2 protein-coding genes (1 of these 2 running past the window's edge) are annotated in these 26,005 nt (G+C 67.2%); both read right to left on the minus strand.

Annotated elements, in window-relative coordinates:
• Window positions 1–10,575, minus strand: a complete 10,575-nt coding sequence (locus POL67_RS41460; RefSeq protein ID WP_271926581.1) for a non-ribosomal peptide synthetase/type I polyketide synthase — start codon at window positions 10,573–10,575, stop codon at window positions 1–3.
• A protein-coding gene (locus POL67_RS41465) for a type I polyketide synthase (RefSeq protein ID WP_271926583.1) crosses the window boundary here: on the minus strand, window positions 10,572–26,005 show its 3' portion. 6,181 nt of this gene lie beyond the right edge of the window; the window shows 15,434 of its 21,615 coding nt (coding positions 6,182–21,615); the start codon falls outside the window, past its right edge; the stop codon is at window positions 10,572–10,574. Before POL67_RS41465 ends, POL67_RS41460 begins: the two co-directional genes overlap by 4 nt.

Below are 26,005 nucleotides of genomic sequence, written 5' to 3' on the forward strand. Positions count from 1 at the left end.
TCAACTCCTGGCGTCCCCCTCCCCGACCTGCGGCGGATCCACCGCGTTCAGACATCCTCGCAAGCGCTCCGCAAGGACCGTCACATGAGGCTCACGCACGAGCGTGTAGTGCGTCCCGGGCACGTCGTGGCACTCCACCGGACGAGACGAATACGCCCGCCACGCATCACCGAAATGCGGGGTGGGCTGACTGCCGCCCCCCGCACTCTCCGTCGCGCGGAACAAGTCCATTCGGCAGGGAGGCCGCGGCCGGTACCTCAATCCTGCGAAGAGATGTGCATCGATGTGGGCGACGAGCCTCTCGACTCCGAGCTCCGATGGGAAGAGCTCCAGAGCGCGAATGCGCTCGAATACGAAAGCGACCCGTTGCTCAGGGTCGATCTTGTCGAGTTCCGCGCTCGAGATCGGAGCGCCGAGCCCCTCGGCCATCCTCAGCAGCGTATCGAGGGAATCCATCGGCGCCTCCTCCTGCAGGTTATCCGGCGAGGCGGTATCTAGCACCGCGAGAAAGGACACTTCCTGCCCTTGCTCCACGAGCTGCGCCGCCATCTCAATGGCGACCAGCCCGCCGAACGACCAGCCACCGAGCAGATAAGGGCCCTCCGGCTGGATCGCCCGGATCGCCTGGACGTAACGCTCTGCCAGCGCCTCGACGCTTCTCGATGGCGTGAGATCGTCGAGGAGACCTGGCGCCTGGAGACCATGAAATGGTCTGTCCGTTCCGAGAAGACGTGCGAGCGGCACGTACACCATGACCGTGCCCACGATGGGATGGACGCAGAAGAACGGGCGCCCACGACCGCTGGGTTGAATGGCCACGGCCGGCGACCAGGGCCCTGGCGCGGAACCATCGCGGATGCGCCGAGCCAGCGCCGCAGGCGTCGGCGCCTGGAGGAGCGCTGCAATGGGCAATTTGAGACCGAAACGACGCTCCACCGCCGTCATGAGCGAAACCGCCAGGAGTGAATGTCCCCCGAGCGTGAAGAAGTCGTCGTGGACGCCGACACGCGGGACCGACAAGACCTCCTCCCATACCTGGACCAGGTCGAGCTCGACGGCGTCCCGAGGCCCGACGTGCGTGCCGTGCGGCTCGGCGCCTCTAGGATCCACCTCGCGAAGTGCGCCGCGATCGATCTTGTCACTCGCCGTCCGCGGCATGGCATCGAGCGAGACGAAGAGCGATGGCACCATGTAATCGGGCAGCGTCCTCGCAAGGTACGTCCGGAGATCGCTCGCCGGGATCGGGGGCGCGCCCTCCCGCGAAACGGTGTACGCCACGATGCGCTTTTCTCCGGCTTGCTCCGCCCGCACGACGACGGCGACTTCGTGGACCGATGGGTGTCGGGCGAGAGCGCTCTCGATCTCGCCAAGCTCGATCCTGTGGCCGCGCACCTTCACCTGATGGTCCGCTCGACCCAGGAACTCGAGATTGCCATCGGCGCGCCACCGCGCCATGTCTCCGCTCCGGTACATTCGCTCCGTGCCATGGGGCGAGAACGGATCGGCGAGGAAGCGCTCGGCCGACAGGTCCGGTCGATTCACGTATCCGTGCGCCACTCCAACACCAGCGACATGTAGCTCGCCTGGCACGCCGATGGGGACGGGCTGCATTCGCCGGTCGAGGACGTAGGCGCGCATGTTCTGGATGGGTCGCCCGATCGGCGCAGGTCGATCCGGGGCGATGGAAGGTTCGATGTCGTAGGTGCAAGCAATGACCGCCGCCTCCGTGGGGCCATACGAGTTCACGATGCAGAGCCCCGGCGTCTTTTCCACGATGCGCGCGAGTGTCCGCTCGGGGATGGGCTCCACCCCGACCATCAGGCGGCGAAGGGACGTAGGCCCGCGACCGGACTCCAAGGCGGCGAGCGTCTCGTCGATCATGAACGGTGGGATGTACGCGCCGCGGACGTCTCGCGCGCGAAGCCAATCCATGAATGCCTCCGGGACGAGGCGAACCTCCTCGGGTGGAATGTGGATCGTCCCCGCGCTCAGGAACGCCGAGAAGATCTCGAATACCGACGCGTCGAAGCTCAGGCTGCTCCAGAAGGAATGGGCATCGCCGGGTGCGAGCGTCGCTTTGCGCTGAAAGTGAGCGATGAGGTTCGTAATGCCGACGTGATGGCAAAGGACGCCCTTCGGCCTGCCCGTAGACCCGGAGGTATAGATCACGTAGGCTGCGCGATCCGGCTCGGTGAGGTTCTCCGGATCGGCGTCGCTTTCCGTGTCGAGCGATCCGGCATCGGTATCGAGCAGCACCGCAGGCACGGAGCTGCCGGAGAGCGCCTGCACGTGCGTGGACGCGGTCACCAAAGCCCGTACCGATGCGTCCTCGATCATGAACGTGAGTCGCTCGCGCGGGAGCGACGGATCCAGGGGCAGATACGCCCCGCCGGCCTTGAGCACCGCGATGATGGAGACGAGCAGAGCGCTCGATCGAGGCAGGCAAAGCCCGACCGTCGAATCGCGCCCGACGCCCATTCTGCGCAGCCGATGTGCGAGGCGATTCGCCCTCCTGTTCACCTCGTGATAGGAAAGCTGCTCTTCCCCGGAGACGATCGCGAGGACCTCGGGATGGGCCTTCGCATGCTCCTCGAAGACCTGGTGCAGGCAGGCACCCCTCGCGAAGCATGCGTCCGTGTCGTTCCAGTCCACGAGGAGCTTTCTCTGCTCGTCCGGCGACAGAAGCGGGTATTCGGACACCCTGCGCCCCGGCTCCTCGACGATGGCGGCGAACAACGTCGAGATGCCCATTGCGAAGCGGGCAATCGTACCCCGCTCGAAGATGTCCGTGTTGTACCGAAGTGACGCCGACAGGCCATGGCCCGTGTCTGCCACGAGCAGCGCGAGGTCGACGGGCGCCCCGCGATCTTCGAGCGCGATCGATTCCCCCTCGAGCGGTCCGAGCGTGACACGCGCGCCACCTTCCCCGAGCACCAGCGCGGCCTCGTCGCCTCCGCGGTGCGACTGCTCGAGTCCGAACATCGCCTGAAACACGGGCGAATATGCAGGATCCCGCGGCACAGCGAGTCGTTCGACGAGGTGCGAGAACGGATAGTCCTGATGCTCGAGCGCGAAGAGCACCGTTCGATGGATTTGGCCGAGCGCCGCGCGGAAGCTCGGATCGTCGCTGAAGCTCGCGCGCAGCACGATCGGATTGACGAAGTATCCAACCACCGAGCTCCACTGCGCGAGGCTTCGACCGGCCGCGGGAGAGCCGACGAGGATGTCGTTTTGCCCGGACCAGCGGTGAAGGAATACCTGAAACGCCGCCAGGAGAACGGCGAACAGCGTCGTTCCTTCGGCGCGTGCCAGCGCACGGAGCCGATCCTCGACCTCCTTCGGGAAGGTGAACGCATGGGACGAGCCACGATAGGACAGCACGGGAGGACGAGGCCGATCCGCAGGCAGCCGGAGAGGCTCGATATCACCGCGGAGCTCGTCTCTCCAGTAGGCGAAATGCCTCTCCCCTTCCGCGCTCTCGATCATCTTCGACTGCCAGCGCACGAAATCGTCGTAATCATGGGTGACGAGGGGAAGAGCCGCCTTCTTTCCGGTGACGCTCGCCGTGTAGAGCGACCAGAGTTCCTCGTGAACGATGGCGAACGACCAGAGATCGAGCCCGATGTGATGTGAATCGACGAACAGCACGGACTCATCGGCGCAGCGGCGGAAAATGGTCACGGTGAACGTCGGTCCAAACTCGAGATCGATAGGACTTTGCGTCGCCGCTCGAAGCCGAGCGGAGAGCTCTTCCTCGGTCCACGACGCAGCATCGATCTCCTCGAACCGGACTGCGCCCCGCGGATCGACGTGACGAACCACGTCGCCGTCATGCATCGCGTAGGTCGAACGCAGCACCGGATGCCGCATGAGGACCTGGTGGAGTGCATTCTTCAGCGCGCTCACGTCGAGAGGGCCCCGAACGCGCAGCGCAGCGCCGACGTTGTAGACCGTGCTCCCGGGCGCCGCACGATGAAGGAACCATAAGGCGCGCTGGTTGTGGGAAAGGGGCGACCGCGCCTCCCCCGCGGGTTCGGTCCTCGACGGCACTTCGGCGAGCGCCGTGCTCGCATCTCCGGCGGCATCGGCGCCGAGCTTACCGAGGATGGTCTCGCAGACGGCCGCAATGTCGGGATGCGTGAGCAGGATCGTGGCCCCGAGGTCAAGCCCAAGACCTGCGTTCACTCGATTGCGCAGCTCGAGGCTCATCAGCGAGTCGACGCCGAGCTCCTTCAATGGCGCGTGCTCGTCGAAGCGCGAAGGATCGAGGCGGAGCACGCGGGAGAGTTGTTGGACGACGTATTCCTTGACGAGGCGCCTGCGCTCGTCTCCTCGCACCGCCCGGACGCGCTCACGCAAACCCCCGCCGGCGCCGGGCGCGCCTGTCTCGCTCCGCGCGCCGCCCTGGAATGCAGCGAAATAGCCTGATGCGAGCGCCGGATGGTTCGCCTGGGAAATGCGCTCGACATCCATCCGCACCACGCCCACGACCGACCTCGGATGCGCGAAGAGCTTCTCCATCAACGAGAGGCCTTCGGCGGGCGACAGCGTCATCGCGCCGAGGGCGGCGAGGTGGTCCTTGCGCCGCTCCGTCGCCGCCGCCATTCCGACCTCCGAGAACGCGCCCCATTGAATGCTCATCGCTGGCAGCCCCATGCGGGACCGCTCGTGAGCAAGCGCGTCCAGGAATGCGTTGGCCGCTGCATAGTTCGCCTGCCCCGCGGAGCCGAAGAGCGACGCCGCGGAGGAATACATCACGAAGAAGTCGAGATCGCGCTCCAGCGTCGCCGTGTGCAGATGATACGCCCCGCAAGCCTTGGGGTCGAAGACGCCGCGGAACTTGGCCTCGCCGAGCTCGAGCAAGGAATGATCGTCGAGCACCGCTGCCGCATGCACGACGCCGCGCAGCGACGGGAATCGAGCGTCGATCGTCGCGAACACGCGGTCGACATCCTCCCGGCGCGACACGTCCGCTCGAGCATACTCGACCCGGGCTCCCGCTTGCTCCATGGCGTGGATGGCTTCGACCGCATCCCCGGAAGGCCCTTTGCGCCCGACGAGCACGAGGTGCCTCGCTCCCTTCTCGACGAGCCACCGCGCGAGCGACAACCCGAGTCCACCGAGTCCGCCGGTGATCAAGTACGTGCCGTCCGCTCCAACCGAAATGGGCCGCAACGACCCGGGGAGGAGGACGCGCGCCTGCGCATCCTTCATCGAAAGCACGATCTTTCCCGTGTGCTTCGCCTGCGCCATGAGACGGAACGCGCTCTCCGCGTCGGACGCGTCGAACGACGTGACGGGCAGCGGCTCGAACCGTCCTTCCACGAAGTGCCCCATCACGTCTTCCAGGAGAGACGCGAACAGATCGGGCCGCTCCGCCGACATACCCGCGAGATCCACCGCGCTGTACGAGATTGCCTTTCGGAACGGAAGAAGCCCGATCTTGCGATTCTCGTAGATGTCGCGCTTCCCGATCTCCAGGAAGCGTCCATAGGATGCCAGAACTTCGAGGCTCTTGACGAGCGCATCGCCCGTGAGCGAGTTGAGCACCAGATCGACGCCTCGTCCCTCGGTGACGCGAAGGATCTCCTCCGCGAACGAGAGCGAACGGGAATCCATGACGTGCTCGATACCCATGGACCGCAGGTGGCTTCGTTTCGATTCGCTCCCCGCCGTCGCGAAGATCCTCAGCCCGAGCAGCCGCGACACCTGAATGGCCGCGAGCCCGGTGCCGCCGGTCGCGGAGTGGATCAAAATGCTCTCACCCTTTCGCGCCCTGCCAAGATCGTGAATCGCGTACCACGCGGTCATGAACACCAGAGGCACGGCCGCAGCCTCGGCGAAGCTCATGGCGGACGGTTTTGGTGCCACGTAACGCGCGTAGGTCGTGACGTGCGACGCGCAGGCCGCAGGCGCCAGCGCGATCACCTCCTGCCCGATTTCCAAGCCCGAGACCCCCTCGCCGAGAGACACCACGCGCCCCGAGCATTCGCCGCCGAGCGCGACCCGGCCTGGACCGAGCCCCGGATACGTGCCCATGGCCTTGAGGATGTCGATGAAGTTGAGGGCCGCCGCCTCCACCTCGATCTCCACCTCGCCATGACCGGGCGGCCTGCGCCGCGAAGCATGAAGCGCGATGTTCTCCAGGTAGCCGGGCTTCGCCGACTCCAGCTGAAATGGGCGGCCGTTCGCGAGCACCCGGGCCTGACCGGACGGCAGGTCGCCGGATGCATCGAATCGGCCGTGAACGATCCTGGCGACGTGACGCAAAGCGCCGCGCATCGCCACCTGGTGCTCCTGGCCGCATTGCGCGAGCGCGCGCGAGAGGTTGGTCGCGTCGTCGTCTCGACGCGCCACGTCCAGATCGATGCAGGTGCAGCGGAGGTCCGGATGCTCGAGGGCAATGGTGCGCCCGACGCCCCACAAGGGCGCCTGTGACAGGGAAACGTGCTCTCCTTCGAGGACCGCCTGCGCGCCGCGCGTGACCAGGAAGAGCCGCGGCGCGTGCTCCGCGCTTCGATGCGCGAGCGCCTTCACGACGTTCGTCGCACGCACGCTCGCGCGCGACAGGGCAAGCGTGAGGTCCGCCGCCATATCGATCGGCTGCTCCTCGTCGAGGGAGAACAGGTGGAGGACGCCATGGCACTGCCCGCGATCGCCCAGCGCGTCATGAATGACACGACGGTAGTCATCCTCGCTTTCCGGGTTGATCCGGTACGAGTCTGCGCCCCTCGATTCGTATGCGAGTCCCTTCCCGATGCGAATGCACCGCTCCGCCGTCGTCGAAAGGACACGGAGAACCGCATCCGCCGTGCCGCCGTCGTCCGCGAACACCATCCAGGTTCCCGTCGGCGAACTCGGCTCGTCATCCATCTCGGAGGGGCGCCACGCGACGTCCATCAAGCACTGCTCGAGCTCATCATGCCGCTCCGTGCCCGGCATTCTCCGCACACGAAAGCCCACGATGTCGGCGATCTTCCGCCCGTCGGAACTCTCGATCGACAGATCGACCACGCGTTCTTCGTCGTCCGCGCGGGCCGCGCCGCGCAGCCTGCCGGATACCCATACCTCCCGGCCCGGGCGGCCTTCGAGCTCGACTCGCTCGATGCCGACGGGCAAGTAGACCTGCTCGCCCGCCGCCTCGCTGAACAAACCCCCGAGGACCTGAAAACAGGCGTCGAGGAGCGCGGGGTGGACGCGGTACCGCGCGTCGAGCATACCCTCGGGCAACTTCACGCGCCCGAGAACCTCCCCCTCGGCCGTGACGATTTCCTTCAAGCCCTGGAAGGCCGGGCCATATTGAATGCCCGCCGCCGCGACGCGACTGTAGTGCTCCTCGGGCGAGACGCCCCCCGAAAGACCGAGCCTCCGGGCGATCGCTTCTCCCGAGGGCCTGGCTTGCTGGCGCTCCGTCACACGGCGAAGCTTGCCTCTGGCGTGAACGAGCCACGCGGCTCCTTCGCGAGCGCGGCTCGCGATCAGGAAGGACCGTTCGGAGGGTCCTTCGCTGGTCAGAACGAGCTGCAATGTGCAACCTTCCCCTTCGGTCAGCACGAGCGGCGCCTCGATCGCGAGACGCTCGATGGTGCAGGCGTCTTTCTGGTCGCGCGCGGCCCCTCCGGCAAGCGCCATCTCGACATAACCCGCCGCCGGAAATACGATATCGCCCATGACGCGGTGATCGGCGAGCCACGGCGTGGACCCGACATCGACACGCGTCTCGAACACGAGCTCCTCGGGGTGGGCGGCCGATGCAATAGGCTCACCGACGAGCGGATGTCCGCTGCGTTTCGTGGGCGCACTACCATCCAGCGTCGCCGGTAGCCAATGGCGAGCACGCTTGAAGGGGTGATTCGGTAGGGACACGACGCTCCCCCCCGCGGAACACACCTGCGCCCAGGAGACCCTGCAACCCTGCGTGTACAACGACGCCAACGCGGAGAGCATGCGCTCGTGATCGTCCTCGCCACGCCTCAACGTAGGAACGGAGGCCCCGCCCATCTTCGAGGACTCGAGGATCTGCGTTATGTCCAGGGACAAGGTCGGGTGGGGACCTACCTCCACGAACAGGCGGGCGTGAGCTGCGAGCGCCGCGGCTATGGCCGGCGCAAACTGGACCGTATTGCGCAGATTGTCACCCCAGTAGGCTGCATCCATGCGCTCTCCCGGTGTGACTTCACCCTTCACGGTGCTGATCATCGGAATCACGCCGCGCCGCACTGCGACCTGCCCCAGCTCACGAAGCAGCTCGGCACGAAGGGGCTCCATCTGCGGGCTGTGAAATGCCACGTCAGCCCTCAGAGGTCGGCAATGGATTCCGCGCGCCTCGAGCCGCGTCGTCACCTCGCCCATGGCCGCGACGTCCCCCGAAAGCACCACGGATTTCGAGTGGTTGATCGCAGCAATGCCAACCCGATCGGAAAGCCCCGCGATGGCCTCCTCCGCCTCGGCCACCGTCATCGCGCAGAGCACCATTTTTCCGTGCCCCGTTGCGCTTTGCATCACGTGCGCGCGCCGTGCGCAGAGCCGTGTCGCCTCGTTCAAGTCGAGGATCCCGGCGACACGGGCCGCGACGAGCTCGCCCACGCTGTGCCCGATCACGATGTCGGGCGTGATCCCCCACGATTCGAGCAGGGACGCGAGCGCCATTTCGACCGCGAAGAGAGCCGGCTGCGTCACCAGCGTATCGCCGAGGCGCGAGGCCTCCGCAGGGCGCGAGATCTCCTCGATCACGGAGAGCCCCATCTCCTGCCGGAAGAGTTCGTTGCACTCCTCCATCGCCCGCCGGAAGACAGGCTCCTCCTGCAGGAGCTTGCGTCCCATGCCGGCCCATTGCGATCCTTGACCTGGAAAGACGAACGCGACCTTGGGCGGAACGCTCGGCGCCTTTCCACGCCAAGCTCTCTCGGGCATGTCGCCGCGAGAGAAGGACGCGAGCGCAACCGCCATTTCCTCCTTGTTGCAGCCCACCACGGCGATCCTCTCCTCGTGGTGGCCCCGTCGTGCGCTCGCGCTGTACATGACGTCGGCAATGTCAGCGCTTGTCCTCGCGAGGTGCTCGGCATGCGCTCCCGCGAGAATCGACAGAGCTTCCGGACTCTTGCCCGATATGGGAAGGACGAAGCAGGAGCGCGCCTGTGGGGCGGCCACGGCACCTTCCTTGCGCGGCGCCTCCTCGAGGATGACGTGCGCGTTCGTCCCGCTCATCCCGAACGAGCTCACCGCTGCGACGCGCAAGCCGTTCTCTGCCTTCCACGGGACGGCGGTGCGTGGCAGGACGAACGGCGTCCCCTGGATCGATATGCGAGGGTTCAGCGTCTCGAAATGGAGGTTTTTCGGGATGGTCCCCCGCCCGAGGCAGAGGATGGCCTTGACGAGCCCAGCCACGCCCGCGCCGGCCTCGAGATGTCCGATGTTGGTCTTCACCGCGCCGAGGACGAGCGTGGAGCCGTCCTCACGAGGTTGGCCGTACACCGCGCGCAAGGCCTCGAACTCGATGGGATCTCCGAGAGGCGTCCCCGTGCCATGGGTCTCGACGTACCCTATCCGCTCCGGGGCGATACGAGCATCTTCGAGCGCCTGCCTGATCAGGGCCTCTTGCGAGAGCACGTTCGGCGTGGTCAATCCGGTCGACCGGCCGTCCTGATTCACGGCCGAACCGCGAATCACGGCGAGAATCGGGTCGCGATCTCGCTCGGCATCCGATAGCCGCTTCAATACGACGATGGCACCCCCTTCGCCTCGCACGAAGCCGTTCGCGCTCGCGTCGAAGCTGCGGCACTTCCCGTCCGGGGAGAGCGCGCCGAGCTTGGCGGACGCACGCGAGGCGAACGGCGTGAGCATGAGGTTCACTCCGCCCGCGAGCGCGAGCGAGCACTCGCCGCTGCGCAAGCTCCGGACGGCGAGGTGCAGCCCGACGAGCGACGAGGAGCACGCCGTATCGACAACGAAGCTCGGCCCGACGAGACCCAGCGCGAACGAGAGCCGGCCAGCGGGGAAGCAATGCCCATTGCCCGTCGCCACGTACATGTCCTGCGCGTCCGGAGGGAGCTGCATGCAGAGCGAGGCATAATCGGTATTCATCATGCCGAGAAACACCCCGGTCCTGCTCCCGCCGAGGTGTTCCGGCACCTGTGCCGCGTTCTCGAGCGCCTCCCACGCGAGCTCCAGGAGCAGACGCTGCTGCGGATCCAGGGCCTGCGCTTCGCGCGGGGAGATGTTGAAAAACGATGCATCGAAGAGGCTGACGTCGTCCCCCAGGAACGCGCCCCACCGCATCGCCCGCGCGGCGGCATCCTCTGCACCATCCTCGCTCGAATCGACGCGGAAGCGCCCTGCGGGGACTTCGCCGACGGCATCGACCCCCGCGTCGAGCAGGTCGAAAAACGCCTCGGGGGTGTTTGCTCCGCCGGGGAAGCGGCACGCCATACCAATGACGGCGATCGGCTCCGATCTCGAGCGCTCGAGCGCGTCGATCTTCGCCCGCGCTTTCCTCAAGCCGAGGAGCGCGCGCTGCAGGGGGGACAATTCTTCGCCATCGCCAGCCTTGTCGTCCATTCTGCGATCCGTGCTCATAGATCGACATCCTCGAGCGCAGCGAGCTCCGCCTCGATCGCCGCTTCCGTCTCCTGCTCGCTCAACCGTCCTATGCTCGCTCGCTCCACGTGCGCCGGTTCGTCGATCGGCGCCGAAGCTCCTGCGCCCGCCGGCGCCACCTCGGTCTGGCTGAACGCTGCGCCGAGCAGGTGGTCCGCGAGCGCGAGCACGGTCGGGTACGTGAAGAAGATCGTCGCGGAGAGCCGCACCTCGAGGCCAGCCTCGATGCGGTTCCGGAGTTCGAGGCTCGTGAGGGAATCGACGCCCATTGATTGCATCGGCGCCGTAGGGTCGAGGGTGGACGCGTCGACGCGAAGCACGCTCGACAGCTCGCTCCGTAGATACTCGACGAGGAGCGGAGCCCTCTCGGTGGCGGCTGCCTCTTGCAGGCGCCTGCGCAGCGCCCCCGCGGCCATCCGCGGCCCCGGTTCCCTGCCCCGCTCGTCGCGCAGTGCGTCGAAGAAAGGCATCCCCGCGGCGCGCGGGTAAAACTCGAGCCATTGACGGATATCGAATTTCACCACGCCGATGACACCCGACGGGCACTCGAAGAGCCTCTCGAGCGCCGTAAAACCCTCTGCGAGCGTGAGGCTCTGTGAGCCGCGCGCCGACAGGCGAGCCCCTCGAATGCCTTCTGCCGCGGCCAGCCCGACTTCCGCGAAAGCGCCCCACTGGATGTCGAGCGCCGTGAGGCCATTTCGCATCCTGTGGTGGGCAAGCGCGTCGAGGAACGCATTGGCCGCGGTATAGTTCCCTTGCCCCGGCGAGCCGAAGAGCGACGCCGCAGACGAGTACAGAATGAAGAAATCCAGCGGCGTGTGCCTCGTCGCGTGGTGCAAGTGGAATGCACCGAGCGCCTTGGGGCCGAAGACGCGGCGGAAGTTCTCGCTCGAGAGCTCGAGGATCGTGTGATCGTCGAGCACTGCCGCGGCATGGACGATCCCCTTCAGCGGCCGCCCCTCGCGCGCGGTCGTCTCGAGCAATCGCTCGACCTCTTCCCGCCGCGATACATCGGCGGCGACGGTGCGGATGTTCGCTCCCGTTTTGTTCATCGCTTCGATGGCCGCCGCAGCACGCTCGTCGGGGCCGCGCCGCCCCACGAGGACGATGTGCCGCGCGCCCTTGTCCACCATCCACTGCGCAAGCGAGAGACCGAGCCCGCCGAGGCCGCCCGTGATCACATAATCTCCCTCGCTCGTGAGGACGATGGGTGAAGCCCCCGCGGTATCTCGCCGGGCTCGCGCGACCCGAGCCACGTATCGACCCTCGCGTCGCAGGGCGACCTGATTCTCGTGATCGTGCGTCGCCGCCTCGCGAAGGAGGATGGCGGCCTCGTCCTCGCTTCCTTCGACCGGGAGATCGATCATCTTGCACCTCAGCTCGCCGTGCTCGAGCGCGAGGGTCCGCCCGAGACCCCATATCGGCGCCTGGGACACGGAGATGGGTGCCGGGTCGTCGCCCACGCCTTGCGCGCCGCGTGTGACGAGGCAGAGACGCGGCATGTCACGATACCCCATTGCCAGCAACGCTCGAGCAAGATGGACGACGCTCGTGGGCCCATGGTCGAGGTCGGTGACGAGGCTCTCCGGCGTGGCGAGCTCGAACGGCGCCGCGTCGAGGCCGAAGAGGTGCAGGACTCCGCGACAATCCTTTCCGTTGCCGAGGACGTCCACGATAATCTTCTCGTGATCGTTTCGACTCGAAACATCGATGCTGTAAACGTCCTCGTCGATCTTGTCGAAGCGATCCCCCGACACGACCCGCACGCAGCGCTGTCCTTTCGCAGCAAGCGCCTCGGCGAGCCGTGCAGCCATTCCCCCGCCGTCCCCGAGGACGAGCCACGTGCCACTCGAAGAGAAGGCCGGGTCCGCGGGTGGTTCCGCTCGAAGCCATGCGATGTCGAGCATCCATTCGTCACTCTCGTGTCGCACGCGGTGGCGCACATCGAGCGGGCGAAGCCGGAGCTCGCGGATGTCCAGCAAGACGCGGCCCTCGTCGTCGAAGATTCGCAGATCGACGGCGCGCTCGCGCGTCTCCGGATCTTGCTCCCCGGACGGCTGCGCCAGCACCCACACCTCCCGCGTCGGCCGCGCGTGAAGCCGGATCGACGACGCCCCCACGGGCACATGAAGCGATCGCGACGCGGTAGGAGTGGTGGACCGAGAATCGAAGAGCCCCGCGGATACCTGGAGGCAGGCGTCGAGCAGGGCCGGGTGGACCCGATACGCGCCGGTCGACAGGTCAGCCGGCAGCCGCACGTGGCCGAGCGCGAGGCCGTCACCCCTCGCGATATCGACGACTCCCTGGAAGGCCGGCCCATAGGGAAGGCCAAGACCGGCCAGCCACTCGTAATGCTCTTCCGACGAGCAAGCCCGGTCGAGCCGTGCCCGAAGGGAAGCTGGCCGCTCCTCGAGGCGCGGAGCTTCGTCCGGCGCCGCGGTCACGACCAATCGACCCGTCGCGTGGGTTCGCCAGTCGGTGTCGGCGTCCACGCGGCTCGCGACGAGGAACGAGGCCCCGCTGCTCTCCTGATCGAGCGTGACCTGCAGGGACGTCTCCGTATCCGGCGGCAGCGCGAGCATCTGATCGATCGATAGCCCCTCGATGGAGATGGGCGATTCCCCATACGACGCATGCGCCGCCGCGAAGATCATTTCCACGTATCCAGCCGCCGGGAAGACGACATCGTCGCCGACCCGGTGATCCTCGAGATAACCGGGAGCCGTATCGAGTCGCATCGCGCTCTCGAAGATGCGCAGTCGGGGCAATCCCGCGATGCTCTTGGCTTTGCCCAGGAGCTCGTGCTCGCGCCCCGGCTTCTGCCGACCTCGCCGCGGTGTCGCGTCCGGCGCCTTCATCCAGTATCGCGCGTGTTGCCACGGATACGTGGGAAGCGCCGCGACGCGTCCCTCTCTCGGATGGAATTGCCTCCATGCGATCGACACCCCTTGCGCATGGAGCGCGCCGAGCGACGCGAGCAGGCTCTTCCGTTCGTCTTGACCACGGCGCAGCGACGCAAGGGTTTGCCCGCTCGTCTTGGAGGCACGCAGATTCTCCTCGACGGAGGCGAGCAAGATCGGATGCGGGCTCATTTCGAGGAACGTCGTGTGTGCTTCCGCGATCCAATGCGAGATCACCTGCGAGAAGAGCACCGGCTTGCGCAGGTTGTCCGCCCAGTACGCAGCCACGAGCTCCCCGCCCTGCAAAGGCGCGCGGCTGACCGTCGACAACATCGGTACACGACCCGCCCTCGGACGGACCCCCGCGAGCTGGGCCAGGAGCTCGTCCCGCAGTTGATCCATCTGCGGGCTGTGGGACGCAACGTCGACCTTGACCTTGCGGTGGAATACACCTCGCCGATCGAGCTGCGCGAGGAGCTCTGCGAGAGCCCCCTGCTCGCCGGAGATCACCGTCGAGCGCGGCCCGTTGCTCGCTGCGACGCTCAATGCGTCTTCGAAGCCTTCGAGCGCGTTCTCCACGTCTTCGAGCGCGAGCTCCACGAGCGCCATCGCGCCGGTTCCGCTCAGCTTCCGCATGAGTCGGCTCCGACGGCAAATCACCGCGGCCGCGTCTTCGAGAGACAGCATCCCCGCGACGAACGCCGCCGCGACCTCGCCCATGCTATGACCCACGACCGCGGAGGGCTCGATGCCCCACGATCTCCACAGAGACGCGAGCGCGACCTCGACGGCGACGAGCACCGGCTGCAGCACGTCGATTTCACCCAGTCGCGAGGTCGCCTCGTCCCGCAGGAGCTCGTCGATGACGGAAAATCCCGCTTCATGCCGGATCGCCGCGTCCCAGGTCGACAGGGCCTCGCGAAATGCGGGCTCCTTTTCGAGGAGCTCTCGCCCCATCCCCAGCCATTGCGATCCCTGGCCCGGAAAAACGAAGACCACCTTGGGCGGCGTGCCGCTCGCACGGCCCTGGCAGAGCCCCGCCGGGCTATCTCCGCGAATGAAGGCGCCGAGGATCGCTGCGATCTCCTGCTTCGTCTCGCCCACCACGGCGAGCCGATGCTCGTGCTGGGAGCGCCGCGTGCTCGCGGTGTAAGCGATCTCCTCCAGGTCCTCCTCGGCTCTCGCGAGGTAATCGCCGTACATGTGCGCGGTCGTCGTGAGCGCCGCGCTGCTCTTCGCCGACAGCGGCAGGAGATAGGCCCGCGGTGCGCCGCTCGACGGCGGCGGCGCCTCGCGGGGCGGCGCCTCCTCGAGGACGACGTGGGCGTTCGTGCCGCTGAAGCCGAACGAGCTCACGCCGGCAATCCGCTTCTTCCGGCCGGGCTTCCAGGGGATTGCCTCCGATGCTACCTTCAATGGCAGATCCGACCAGGCGATGTGCGGGCTCGGCGCCGAGAAGTGCAGGCTCCTCGGGATCTCGCCGTGGCGCATGGCGAGCAGCGTCTTGATGACGCCGCCCACGCCGGCCGCCGACTGCGTGTGCCCGATGTTGGACTTGAGCGAGCCGATGATCACCGGGTCATCGTGCGTCCTGACATCACGGAGCACCGCGCCGAGTGCGCTCGCCTCGATGGGATCGCCGAGGGTCGTGCCGGTCCCGTGCGTCTCGACGTAATCTACGGCGCCGGGGTCGATGCCTGCGTCGGCGAAGGCGCGCCGGATGACTTGCTCCTGCGAGGGGCCATTCGGCGCCGTCAGCCCTTGGCTCTTTCCGTCCTGGTTCACCGCCGACCCGCGAATGACCGCGAGGATCGGGTCGCCGTCGCGCTCCGCGTCGGACAATCGCTTGAGCACGAGCATTCCGCAGCCCTCGCTCCACGCGACGCCGTCGGCGGAGGAGGAGAAGCTCTTGCAGCGCCCGTCCCGCGCGAGGCCTCCGAGACGGCTGAACTCGATAAACGTCGAAGGCGTTAACATCACGGCGACGCCGCCCGCGAGCGCCATGCTGGATTCCCCGGAACGGAGGCTGCGGCACGCGAGGTGAATGGCCACGAGCGAGGAGGAGCATGCCGTATCGAGCGTCAGGCTCGGTCCGCGGAGGCCGAGCAAATACGAGAGACGTCCGGATGCGATGCTGCCGGCGTTTCCGGTCCCCATGTAGCCGTCGAGCTCCTCGGGCGCGCCGCCGGTCATGGTTGCATAGTCGTGGTACATGAGCCCCACGAATACGCCTGCGTCCCGCCCCATCAACGTCTCCGGGGCGATTCCTGCATTCTCTAGTGCCTCGAAGCTCGTCTCAAGTAGCAATCGCTGCTGGGGATCCATCCGCTCCGCTTCTCGCGGCGAGATGCCGAAGAATTGCGGGTCGAACTGATCGATTTCCCGCAAGAAACCACCCATGCGTGTCACGATCTTCCCGGGCACGGACGGATCGGGATCAAAATACTCGTCGATGTCCCAGCGCTCCTTCGGCACCTCGCCGATTGCATCGACGCCATCGGACAGCAATCGCCAGAACGTTTCGCCGTCGTGGACGCCGCCAGGGTACCTGCACCCGAACCCGATGATGGCGATGGGTTCTTCCGGCCGGGCGGCGGCCTTCGGCGGCGGCGCGGCCGCGGCCCGAACAGCCGGGCCGCGCGTCATTTCGAGCAAATGACGCGCGAGCGCCCCCACGGTCGGGTAATCGAAGACGAGCGTCGCAGGCAATGGCTTGCCGATCCGCTTCGACAGCGCGTTTCGCAGCTCCACGGCCATGAGCGAGTTGAGCCCGAACTCCTGGAGGGGTCGATCGACGGCAATGGATGCCTGTCCCAGCGACATAACTCTCGCGACGGCTGCGCGCACCATCGCCTCGATATCCTCCTGGGCGGGGACCGTCGAATCGAGCGTCGAAGTCCGCTCGACCGGCGCAGGCCCGTTGCGCCGCGACGCCTGCCTCACGGTCGTCGCGAGCAAGTCGCTCCAGGGCTTCTCCACCTCGGCTCCCCAGTACGCCCCCAGCGCCGTGACGTCGATCGGCATCAACAGGAGCTCCGCCTCGGGGTGTGCGAGCGCGCGCCCGAACATCGCGAGCCCCTCCTCCGATTCCAGCATTCGTATGCCCATGCGCGCGAGCCTTGTTTTCTGCGCTTCGGGCAGGTTCGCCGCCATGCCGCGATCGGCGAACGGACCCCAGTGATACGTCTGGGCGGAGAGCCCCTCGGCGCGACGGTGGTGCGCGAGCGCGTCGACGAACGCGTTGGCTGCCGCATAGTTTCCCTGCCCCGGCGTGCCGAAGAGCGACGTCGCGGACGAGAACGACACGAAGAAATCGAGCTTGTGGCCCCGGGTCGCCTCGTGCAGGTTCCAGGCGCCGAGGACTTTCGGTGCCATGACCTTCTCCACACGCGCGGCGGTCTGGTCGAGGAGCGGCGCATCGTCGAGCACGCCCGCAGCATGCACGATGCCTCGCAGCGGCCACGCCGCGGGTATGGAATCGACGAGCGCCTGAATGGAGGGCCCCTCCGAGACATCCGCGCGAACCACCGTGACATGCGCGCCCTCGGCACGAAGACGCTCGATCTCCTCGCGTTGTGCGGTCGTCGGCTCGCTCCGGCCCACGAGCAGGACGTGTGCTGCGCCGTGCACCTCCCACGACCAGCGAGCGACCCAGAGCCCCAGCGCTCCGAGACCGCCGGTAATGAGGATGGTCCCCTCCTTCCAGCCGATCTCGGAGCTGCCTTGCCCGCGCGTCACCTGCGCACGGACGATCCGCGCAGCGAGACGCTGACCTCCTCGATATGCGACCTCCGACTCGCGATCCGTGCTGCGAATCTCTCCCAGCATCGCGTCGACCTCGCCGACGGTCGCCGCCTCCAGGTCGACGAGCGTGCAATGAACGTCCGGGTACTCCTTTGCGAATACGCGGACGAGGCCCCACAGTGGCGCATGCACGATCGAAATGGGATCACCGGCTGCGGTCGACTGCGCCCTCTCCGTCACCCAGATCAGGCGTCGCGGCGTCTGCTCGCGTCGCAGCAGCGTCTGCAAAATGTGCAGCGCGTCGATCGTATCGCTCTGCGCCCGCTCCGCCGCGGACCTCGCGTCGTCTCGCGCGGAAGCCCCTCCCCAGCAGCACACGACGCCGTCGATCGGCACGTTGGTCAAGGCTTCACGCGCGTCGCCGTTGCCGCGGGTGAGCTCGTCCACGGTCTTGGCAAGGCAGGTCGCCCCCGACGCACGAATGCGCGAAGCAATCTCGTCGACGACCGACGGGTTCTGCCCGATCGCGAGCCACGTCCCCGCGATTTCTTTTGCGGATGGCTGGATGGGCCGAGGGGACCAGCGCACGACGAACATGCTGTCTTCGGGCGATTGCTCCCCGATGGCTGCCTGCAGCGCAGCATGCGTCACCTGCCGCAGCCTCAGGCGCGAGAGGACGGCGAATACGCGACCTTCGCGGTCCATCAGCGTCACCGTGGCTTCCAGACTCGCGCCGCTCGTCTCGGGACCACGCGTCGCCTGGACGTGTACGTAGGCCTCCGTCGCCCCGGTCCCGAACAGGTCGATTTCTCCGAACGCGAACGGCACGTGTGTATCGACGGCCGAGATCTCCAGGATGCCGAACAGCGTATGGAGAGCCGCGTCGAGCAAGACGGGATGCAAACCGTACGCGTCTCCGGGGGGCACCATCGCCGCGTCGAGAACGACGTGCGAGAATGCCTCCCGAGGACCTCGGTGAAGCTCCCTCATGGCACGGAACGCCGGGCCATATGCGAGGCCCACCCGCGCGAGGGCCTCATAAGCCTCCTCCGGCGCGATGACCTCGCGGCAGCGAGCGCGCACGGCGTCCAGATCCACGAAAGGCACTTCTTCGGCCTCGTCGAGCGGGCGTGCGACTCCCTTCGCGTGCGTTGTCCACGCACCGGACTGCGCGGAGGCGCTCGATCGGCCATGGATGGCCACCTCGAGGAGCCCCGCACGTTCCGCCAATGTGACCTGAATTGGTCGAGCCTTGCTCGGCGCGAGGTGGATCGGTGCCTCCAGGACGAGATCCGTGATCCGGACGCGCTGCGTTCGCAAATGCTGCGCAGCCGCCGCGCGCGCGAGCTCGACGAGCGCGGTACCGGGAAGCAGAACCTCGCCGAGGACCCTGTGATCTCCGAGATACGGGGCGGCGGAGAGGCTCACCTCGCCCTGAAACACGGTTTGATCGCCCGCGAGGGACAGTTGCGCGCCGAGCCATGGATGGCCGGTTTGAGCCGCGTCGAGCCGCGTGAGCGCGTGGGCGTCGGCTGCGGTGTCGAGCCAGTACCTTTCCCGCTGCCAGGTGTACTTGGGCAATACGACGAGCCGGCCGCCCTGCGTATACATCCGCTTCCAGTCGATATGGGCTCCCGCTGCATGGAGCGCACCCACCGCCGAGAGCACGTGACGCAAATGCTCATCGTCCTTGCGCACGGCCGCGATCGCTTGGGCTTTCGTATTCTCCGCCAGGGAGCGCGCCACGTTCGACGAGAGGACGGGGTGAGCGCCCACCTCCAGGAAGAGGTCGTGCCCTCCCGCCGACGCAGCCGATATGGCTTCGGCGAATCGGACCGTCTGCCGCATGTTTCTGCGCCAATAGGCGGCAGTGAGTTCCTCCCCGTCCACCGCGGCGCCCGTCACGGTGCTGATCATCCCGATCGCTGCTTTGCGGCATGACAGGGCGTCGAGCGCCTCTTCCAGCTCGACCTCGAGGTCGGCCATGAGCGGGCTATGGAACGCGTATTTCACGCGCAAATCACGGCATTTCACCGCGCGCGCCGAAAGCGACGCGACGATTTGCTCGAGGAGCTCCGCATCTCCGGAGAGGACCACCTGCTCCGGATCGTTGACGGCCGCGATCCCGACCCGATCTTCATGACCGGCGAGCGCCGCGCGAGCGTCAACCTCGGAGAGCGCGACCGCGACCATTCGACCTCGATCGGTGGCGCGCTGCATGATCGAACCTCGAATCGCGACCAGACGTGCGGCCCCCTCGAGATCCAGAATCCCCGCGACGTGCGCGGCAGCGATCTCGCCGACGCTGTGGCCAATGACCAGATCCGGCGTGACGCCCAGGCTCGAATAGAGCGCCGCGAGGGCGACCTCGTACGCGAAGAGCGCGGGTTGCGCCACGAGCGTCTGATCGAGACGCGAACGAGCCGGAGGCACGGAGAGCTCGTCGATCACCGAGAAGCCCGTATGGGGACGGAGAGCGGCGTCGCACGCCTCGAGCGCCCGGCGGAATGCAGCCGATTGCTGCAGCAAGTCCATGGCCATGCCGGACCACTGCGAGCCCTGCCCGGAGAACACGAAGACGACCTTCGACGCGGTGCTCGGCGCACGCCCCAGCGAAACACTGGAGGGAGCCTCCCCACGCACGAATGCACGCAGGAGCTCGGAGAGCTCAGCCTTCGTCCTGCCGGCGGCCGCGAGCCGGTGCTCGTGATGGACGCGCCGCGCGGACGCAGTATAGACGATATCCGCGAGGGGTGCGTCCGTTTGCGACAAGTGCTCGGCGTGGTCGTGCGCCGCCATGGCGAGGGACGCAGGGCTCTTGGCCGATAACGTGAGGAGATACGCCGGCGCGTCGTCGCACGACACCGGGCCAACCTCGCGTCGGGGGGCCTCCTCGATTACGACGTGTGCGTTCGTCCCGCTGAACCCGAACGAGCTCACGCCGGCGATCCGTGGCCTTCCATTGGGCTTCCACGGCGTCGCCTCCGACGCTACCTTGACTGGCAGCTCGGACCAGGGGATGTGCGGGTTCGGCGCCGTGAAATGCAACGACCGCGGGATGATCTCGTGCTGGAGCGACAGCACGACCTTGATCAGGCTGGCGACGCCGGCAGCCCCCTCCGTGTGCCCGATGTTCGACTTGACCGACCCGAGGATCACCGGCTCGGAAGACGTCCGCCCCTCGGCCAGCACGGCGCCGAGCGCCTGCACCTCGATGGGATCACCGAGCGGCGTGCCCGTGCCGTGGGCCTCGACGTACTGCACGGAGGACGGGCGGACGTTCGCCTGCGCGAGGGCCTGCATGATCACCGCCTCCTGCGACGGACCATTGGGCGCCGTCAGCCCCTGGCTCCGACCATCCTGGTTGATCGACGAGCCACGTATCACCGCGAGGATGGAGTCGCCGTCCCGCAGCGCATCGCCGAGCCGCTTCAGCACGACCACGCCACAACCCTCGGAGCGGACATACCCATCGGCGTCCGCCGAAAACGCGTGGCATCGACCCGTCGGCGACATGGCTCGCAAGCGGCTGAAGTAGACCGTGATATCGGGCTTCAGCATCAGATTGACGCCACCTGCGACAGCGAGCGTGCATTCGCCGGCGCGGAGTGCCTGGCACGCGAGGTGCACGGCCACGAGCGCGGACGAGCACGCCGTGTCCACGGCGAGGTTCGGCCCCTTGAGCCCGAGCCAGTACGACAAGCGACCCACGCTGGCGCTGTGCGCCGATCCGAGCAGCGAATACGCGTCGAGCCGCTCCGCGCCTTGGGCCAGCGTCATCGCCTGGTAGTCGTTGCCGCAAATCCCGACATAGACACCTGTCGAGCTTCCCCACAATTCGTCCGGAAGGATCCCAGCGTTTTCCAGGGCCTCCCACGTCGTTTCCAGAAGGAGCCGCTGCTGGGGATCGATGCTCGCGGCCTCGCGCGGCGAGATCCCGAAGAACAGGGGATCGAATCGATCGATATCGTCGAGAAAGCCGCCCCAGCGCGTCGTCATCTTCCCTGCAGCGTCGGGGTCCGGATCGTATAGAGCATCGACGTCCCAGCGCGAGCTCGGCACGGTCCGGATCGCATCGACCTCTTCCGCGAGCAATTGCCAGAATGCCTCGGGGTCAGGCGCGCCCGGGAACCGGCAGCTCATTCCTACAATCGCGATGGAATCGGCGGCGTCACGGGGGCGCGGCGCGGTCACGACTGTCGAGGCGGGCGCTGCGATGGCGAGCTTCTTGTCGAGCAGGTACCGAGCGAGCTCGCGCACGGTGGGATGATCGAACAGCAACGTCGCCGGGAGGGCCTGACCGACGCGCTTCGCGAGCGCATTTCGCAGCTCGACCGCCATCAGAGAATCGAGCCCGAGCTCCTGGAGCGGCCGGTTGTCGACGATCTCGTCCTCCGACGCGAGCGAGAGCACGCGAGTCGCCTCGCGACGCACCATCGCCTCCACCTCCGAAGTGCGCGCCTCCGCGGAAAGGAGCGAAAGCTTCTGCACCCATCCCTCCAGGGCTCGAGGCGCAGGCAGGATCGACCTCGCCTTCAAAAGCAATCGCCAGAGAGCGGGAATTTCACGCCCCAGCGATTCTCCGAGCGCGCGCAAGTCGAGAGGCAGGATACCGAGCTGCGGCGCCGCCATCGAGAGCGCCTTGCCGAGGAGCGCAACGCCCTCGGACGGGGAGATCGCCCCGACGCCGAGCCGCCGGTAGCGCGCCCGCTGGATATCCCCCAGCGCGTCGGCCATCCCTCCTCCGCTCCAGGGGCCCCAGTTCAAGCTATGGGCCGCGAGCCCCTCGGCGCGCCGCGCATGCGCGAGCCCGTCCAAAAACGCATTCGCAGCGGCATAGTTGCCTTGCCCCGCAGAGCCGAGAAGCGAAGCGCCCGAGGAGAATAGCACGAAGAAATCGAGGCCCATGCCTCGTGTCACCTCGTGGAGGTTCCACGCACCGCGCACCTTGGCCCGGAACACCTGCCCGAACGCCCCGGGGGTTTGTCGGGCGATTACGGCATCGTGGACCTCACCCGCCGCGTGAATCACACCCCGCAAGGGGAACTCCGGGGTCATTTCATCGAGGACACGCCGTAGCGCCTCGATGTCCGCCACGTCGGCCTGCGCGACCGTCACACGTGCGCCCGCCGCACGCAGCGCCTCCACGGCTTGCAATCGCTCGCCAGACGGAGCGCTCCGGCCGAGCAGCACGAGGTGCGACACGCGGTGCTCCTCCCACAACCATCGCGCCACAGCGAGGCCAAGAGCGCCCAGGCCGCCGCTGATGAGCACGGCACCGCCAGAAGCAATGGTATCGCGCCTCGGCGCGGGCAACACGACGATCTTGCCGACGTGACGCGCCTGCGCCATGAACCGGAACGCCGACTCCGCCTGTTCGATTGGAAAAACGCGCACCGGCAGGGGTCGGAGGTGCCCTCGGGCAAACCCGTCGACCACGAGCCGGAACATCTCCTGGATCCGATCCGGACCTGCCTCGAAGAGGTCGAATGCGCGGTACTCTACGCCAGGGTGATGCCGAGCGACGTCGTCCGCCGATCGGATGTCCGTCTTGCCCATCTCGAGGAATCGCCCGCCGGACCGCGTCAGCGAGAGCCCCGCGTCCACAAACGCGCCGGCGAGGGAATCGAGCACGACGTCGAACCCGTCACGCACCGCCCGGAACGCTTCCGCGAAGGCGAGGGAGCGAGAGCTCTCCACGTGCTCGACGCCCATCGCGCGCACAACATCCCATTTCGACGGGCTCGCGGTCGCGAAGACCCGCGCGCCGATCCATTGCGCGATCTGCACCGCCGCCATGCCGACGCCGCCCGCGGCCGCATGGATGAGAACGCTCTGGCCGACCTCGAGGCGACCGAGCTCGCGCAGGCCATACCACGCCGTCAAGAACACGATCGGGATCGCCGCGGACTGCTCGAGGGACAACCCCGCCGGCGGCGCATGCGCGTAGCGCGCGTCCACGGTCGTATATCTCCGGAATGCGCCCCGCACGATGGCCATCACGGGGTCGCCCACCGAGAAGCCCGTCACGCCCTCCCCGACGGCCGAGACGATCCCGGCGCACTCGCCGCCCATCTCGACGCCCTCGGCTGGATCCATTCCGAGCGCCCGGATCACGTCGCGGAAATTCAGCCCGGTGGCCTTCACCTCGATCTCGATTTCACCCGGCGCGGGCGCACTCCGCTCGGCAGGCACGAGGTGCAGTCGATCGAGCATGCCCTTCTGGGCGATCTCCAGGCGATACGACGGCGCATCCGGGATCTCGAATCGCTTCCGCTCCGCGACGCGCGAGAGACGCGCCACATGACGTGTCGCGCCGCGCCACAGCACCTGCGTCTCGCCGTCGCTCGCCGCCAGCTCCGACCACAACGCGGAGAGCGGATCGCGGCCATTGGGATCGAGGTCGACGAGCCGGCAGCCGAGCTCCGGCCGCTCCTCCATGATGGTGCGACCGAGGCCCCATAGCGATGTCGCGACCATATCCACGGACTCGAATGGCGCCGCCGCATGCGCGCCCACCGTGACCAGCGTCAAGCGCGGCGTCGCGCCGTCGGCCCCGAGGAGCGACTGCACGAGGCTCAACAGGGCAATGCACGCGTCTTCGGACTGCTTCGACGGCAAGAGCGACCCGGGGGCTCCTTCCTGCTCATCCCACAGGAACACGACGTTGGAAGGCTTCGATTCAATCGTACCGTCGATCGAAGCCCCGAACGCGTCTCTCGCACCTCCGATGTCCACGAATCGCGATTGCGCGCCTGCGGCCTGCAAGCGCCCCGCGAGCCCGCGCGAAAGCGTGCTGTCGGCCCCGACCAGCAGCCACTCGCCAGCCTGCGCCTCGCTCGCCGGGTGCTCCGAGCTCGAAGGCAATGGTTTTTCCGGCCAGACGAGCTCGTACAGCCATTCCTCTCGGGTGTGACGCTTCGGGGCTTGCATGGCTGCGGCGTCGGCGCGCTTGAAGCTGATGCTCTCGATCGTCAGGACGTGCTCCCCTCCCGCGTCGAGCAGCACGACATCCCCGGTCAGCACCTCGCCGCGGGATGTTTCGGGCGTTCTCGCCGTGGCGTGCACGAAAACCGACGTCGGGACGCGCTTCCACAAGGAAAACGTACCCAGCTCGAAGGGCAGGTACGCGCTGTCGTCCGACAAGGAGAACGCCGCTCCGATCGTCTGGAGCGCGGCGTCCAGCAATGCCGGGTGACAAGCATGGCTTTCCCCCTCGTCACCTGCGCTCTCCGGCAGCTCCAGGAGCGCGAGCGATTCTCCCTCGCCGCGATGGATCTCTCGAATCCCCCGGAAGGCGGGGCCGTAGTCGACCCCTCGCGCGCCGAAGCTTTCGTAGAGCCGATCCGTGTCGACGGGAATCGTGCAGCGCGCGCGAATGGCCGACAACGCCGAATGCCTCGGCGCCTCGGGAGGGGCGATCCTGGTGAAGCGCCCACTTGCGTGCTCGGTCCACGCTCCGCCGGGCGGCGCCGACAGGGGCTGACCATGGATGGCGACCGCTCCCGCTTCGCCCTCTGCGTCCGAGATCGACACCTGCACCCGCACCGCGCCTTGCTCGGGCAATACGAGAGGCGATTGGATCGTCAGGCCCTCGATACGCAGATACGCGCCTTCCCCCAGCACCTCCTCTGCCGCGGCGCGAGCCAGCTCGAGCAGCGCCGTCCCGGGAACGACGGGACGACCGAAGACCCTGTGATCCGACAAGTAGGGCGTCGTCTCGATCGCGAGCACGGCCTCGAAGACGGCTTTTGCTTGTGCCGCGTGAACCTGAGCGCCGAGGAGCGGATGCCCGGTCGAACGCGTGCCGCGCCTGCCCAGTTGCTTTTGTCCTCGGTCGATCCAGTATCGCTTCCGATTCCATCGATAGCTCGGCAGCTCTGAAAGCGAGCCACCATGGGGATACAATCGTCCGAGATCGTTCACGTCGCCGCCGACATACAGAGACGCGACCGTCGAAAGCAGGCACTCGTTCGCGTCCTTCCCGCGCCGCAACGTCGGGACGACCCGACCTTCGATTTTGCGAGCGGAGAGAAGCTGCTCGATATTCTGCGTCAGCACCGGATGAGGCCCGACCTCCACGAAGCTGCGATGGCCCGCGGCCGCCGCAGACTCCAGGGCCCGCACGAAGCTCACCGTCGATCGGACGTTTGCGGCCCAGTAGGCGGCGTCGAGCGTGCCCCCTTCCACGCGCTCGCCCGAGACCGTGCTGTACATAGCTATCGCGTGGGGGCCGTGCACCGTCTTCACGGCCCCGAGCGTGGCGAGCAGGTCGTCGGCGAGAGGCCCCATCTGCGGTGAATGAAACGCGTAATTGACGCGCAGCCACCGTGAAGGTACGGACCGCGCTGTGAGCTCGTGCATGAGCTCCGTGAGCGTCGCCTCGTCCCCCGCGAGCACGATCGAGCCCGGGTCGTTGATCGCCGCGATCCCCACGCGATCCTCATGACCTCGCAAAAGCACGAGCCCGTCCGCCGCGCCGATCGAGACGGCGAGCATCTTCCCGAGCCCCGTGGCGCGTTGCATGATTCGACCGCGCAGGCAAACGATCCGCACGGCTTCCTCGAGGTCGAGCGCGCCGGAGACGTGGGCCGCCGCGAGCTCGCCGACGCTGTGACCGATCACCGCGCTCGGAACGACGCCCCACGAGCGAAGCAGCCCCGTGAGCGCGACCTCGACCGCGAAGATCGCCGGCTGTGCCACCTCGGTCTCGTGGATACGCGAGGTATCCTCCGGCGTGAAGAGCGCATCGACGAGAGAAAAAC

Origin of the sequence: Polyangium mundeleinium, from assembly GCF_028369105.1 — a bacterium.
Lineage (GTDB): Bacteria > Myxococcota_A > Polyangia > Polyangiales > Polyangiaceae > Polyangium > Polyangium mundeleinium.

Bases quoted from the DNA above. Each gene is read 5' to 3' on its own strand.
- POL67_RS41460 (WP_271926581.1), bottom strand. From the start codon at position 10,575: ATGAGCACGGATCGCAGAATGGACGACAAGGCTGGCGATGGCGAAGAA.